Below are 3,655 nucleotides of genomic sequence, written 5' to 3'. Positions count from 1 at the left end.
CTAGTAAAATCAGCAGGTTGATTAGGGGGAGTTTTTGAATTTATCTTGTTAGTTTTTTGACTTGTGTCAAGTCAAAGTATATTTAATAGTCTAAAAGGTAAGGGATTAAATGATGGAGCAAGTATCAAATTTGTTGGCTCAAAACCAAATATTAGCAATCTTAGTTGCGGTTATTGGCTTAATTGTCTTTATATTTAGTATAAAAATTACATCAAAAAGAATATTCGCCACAAATCGTGGAGTTAGTGCTGGTAGAGATATTAATGCCCCTATAATGACTGGAGATATTAACTCTAGTCGCACAAGTATATTAAGCATGTTAGCTAATATAGCGACAATTCTAGCCCTTATAGTGAGCACGATTACCTTATATGTTTCATATCTAGCTTTGATTAAATAGGGCTGAGATGTTGTTAGAGAAGTTACAAACTATTATTAGTAAAGTGATAGCTACAGATAGAGGAGTAGCAGCGGGCAGAGATATTAATGCGCCGGTTATCACTGGTGATATTCGTGATTCAGAAGTTAACATTGATCAGAAATCATTTGCTCAAGCCACATTCCTATCACAAGCAAGCACTTTTGATAAGTGCACTGACAAAATACCACTTCTTTGGGTTACCTATCAATGCTTGAAGTTATTATCTCCTTATAAAGAGGGAGACGAAAAATTAAAGTTAAAAATCCTTCAAGACGATGTTAGTTTTACAGCCCAAATATTAAATGAAGAAGCTAAAAGCCTACGTGTACTTTATTTTAAAAATACTGATGGAAAAATAGAATGTGAAGATTTAAAAACTATAGTTGGGAGCTTTCCCGAAAATTGTGAACATTTATATTCAACTAAAATAATCACTAACAAATCTATTGCTTCAAATGTTAAAATCTTTTGGGATAATGCAGCCAAAGGAATATTTAAATCCAAGATTTTCAATAAAAGCAAAGACTCTTTTACGGGCTTTAATCTTAATTTTCTAAACAATGTTTTTGCAAGTGCAGATTTAGAAATACTCGATTTTGGTGGTAATTATTTTACTTCTTACATTTGTAATAACAATTCAGAAAGTGTAAGTGAGTTAACTAAAGCCTTTGCAATTAAGCTTTTGTCACAACTACCATCAAATGCATTCCATGAAGTGAAACGTCACGACTTAGAAATTAGGTTTGGTGCAGAACATTACAGTGATATTTTCCCTTCACCTCCAAAGTTTGAAGCTTCTATCCCCCCAAGTTTAAGAAATCACCAAAAATCAATTTTACACTCGATATTCGATGAAAAGAAAAACTCAATAATTCATGCTCCAGGAGGTGTTGGGAAAACAGTAATGGCTAGGTTAGCTCATACCGTTATACCTTCACACTCATGCGCTATTGTCTATGATAGCTTTGGGGATGGCCTATATCGCTCAATTAATAACCCGAGGCACTCTTTTGATAAAGTGCTAGTACAAATTATTAATGAGTTAGCTATCGAAGGAATATGTGATCCTTTGCTTGCATCTGGCAAAGATAGACAGCGTTTAATGACAGAGTTTCAATCTCGCATTGAAAGTTCAGTGAATTTCCTGAAAAAAGGAAACAAGCTTGCACACTTATATGTGTTCATTGATGCTGCCGACAATGCAGTTATGGCTGCTAATGAAAAAGCTGAAAATTCAATTGTACCAGAGTTGTTAAATAGCTTAATGATTAATGGTTGCACTGTTGTAGTATTATGTAGAACCGAGCGAATAGACCTGCTGAACCCTAGAAAAGAAATTAAACAATATGAGTTAAGCGCATTTACTGAAAATGAATCATTCGCTCATTTACAGTTATATTACCCTGATGCAAATGAGGAACATGCCAAAGAGTTCCACCGACTATCAGGAGGAAATCCGCGAGTTCAGTCTTATGCTATCGAAGAGTTTCCAGACTCTCTTCCTCGCATGCTGCAAAATTTAGGACCTACGTTAACTACCGTAGATGCACAGATTGAGGTTCAGCTTGATAAAGCTATTGAAAGATTAAAAAACAAAAATGTATCAAGCGAAGGTGTAAAAGTTGACCTGATATGCACAGCCTTGGCTAGTTTACCCCCGTTCATTCCAATAGGTGTTATATCCAAACTTACTAAACTTCCCAAAGCCGAAATAGCAAGCTTTATAAGTGATTTTGGTCGCGGTTTAATGTTAATTGACGATAGTATTCAATTTAGAGATGAGCCTACTGAAACATGGTTTAGGAAGCAATATGCCTCTACATCGGAACAAGCGAAAGAGTTTGTAGAAAATATACGCGAGCTTGCTAATACAGACAGTTATGTTTCTGAGTGCTTACCATATTTAATGTTGGCAGGTGGTAATCATCAGGATTTAATAGCTCTAGCGCTTTCGGAGGAATTTTTACCTATAAACAATCCTATCGATGCCAGAAGTATAAGTACTTCCAGACTAAATGCGGCATTAAAATCAGCCCTACAGTTACAGGATTATTTGTCGTTTATAAAATTGGCGTTGAGGACTGGTGAAGAGTTTGCTGGGGACCAACGACAAATTGAGTTATTAAATCAAAACGTTACATTAATTAGCACAATTCAATCACCTTCTGAAGTTCAGAAGTTAGCATTTCAAGGAAAGTTATCCGGGGGATGGAAAGGTTCTGAGAATCTATATAAATCAGCATTACTGTCGGTACATGAAGAGTTTAAAGGAGAGTCTTTAAGTTACCTAAGAGCAGCAGAAAATTGGTTAAACACATATTTTCAATCAACAACGAAAGAAAAGAAAAAAAGGCGTCATGAAAGTGTTTCTGCCGAAGAGATTGCATTATTATTTACAGTCTATTTTAATCTATTTGGGGCAGAAAAAGCAGTTGAGCGAATATTAAGTTTTTCTCCAACAAGGGCAGTTCAGACTGCAATTGACATACTTAACAAAAATTTAATCGACGCATCAAGATTTGATGAATTACAAGAGCTTGCATACTTTTCCAAGGAATTTGGCTATATATGCATTAACTTTATATGTTCACTGTTTTCAGCTCAGCGTTCAATAGAAAGAGAGGTCATTCAGACCTGTCTTACTAATATACAAAGCCCTAATGGCAAGGAATTTTCCGATGCCAATAAAAATATTCCAAATAGCAAACTTTATTTATTCATCGAATGTTGCTTAGCGAATGAAGTGGACAAAACGTTATTGCATGACTTGTTGAATAGTAAAATCATCTTGAGCCCTAAACCCTGGTTCGCTAACCCAGCGATGTACCATAACGATGATTTAGTTGACTTCGTAGAGGCGGTTGCACTAATGGAAGTATTATCTGGAGAATCTCTTCCGGATAAACATATACTCCCAAATGAATTTTTAACCGATGATTTATCCTACAAGCAAAATCAAGAAAAAGAAAAGTATAGAAAAACGTTAAACGCTACGATTCCAGCACAAAGATTTTTAATTCGTACTCGAACAGGAATTATTGATGATTTTGAGCTTGAGTATGAAGCTGTTTTTAAGGGGATCTCGAAACACCTTCCACATTCTTATGAACGTCAAAATTTCATACCTGAATTAGTTAGTACGCTAAAGCAAAAATGCCTATTCTGGGCAGAAGGTTTAGATAAAAGTCAGCAAAAATCGATGCTCTCTAGCATTATTGAAAATGCATCATATAG

Annotated in this window: 1 protein-coding gene and 1 pseudogene; both read left to right on the top strand. The window is 35.2% G+C overall.

The features are described from left to right. The first annotated feature begins 109 nt into the window (after positions 1-109). Positions 110-400: a hypothetical protein gene (locus H9J30_RS21440; RefSeq protein ID WP_240132830.1), complete on the top strand. Its 291-nt coding sequence runs from the start codon at positions 110-112 to the stop codon at positions 398-400. Between the two features lie 7 nt (positions 401-407). After that, a pseudogene (locus H9J30_RS21435) lies at positions 408-3,655 on the top strand (hypothetical protein); the annotation flags it as partial.

Source organism: Shewanella cutis (genome assembly GCF_022410515.1).
In the GTDB taxonomy this organism is placed as follows: domain Bacteria; phylum Pseudomonadota; class Gammaproteobacteria; order Enterobacterales; family Shewanellaceae; genus Shewanella; species Shewanella cutis.
The sequence above is the reverse complement of the archived record's forward strand: the minus strand, read 5'-3'. Positions and strand labels throughout refer to the sequence as shown.

Coding starts and splice junctions, on each gene's coding strand:
- H9J30_RS21440 (WP_240132830.1), top strand. CDS start 110: ATGATGGAGCAAGTATCAAATTTGTTGGCTCAAAACCAAATATTAGCA.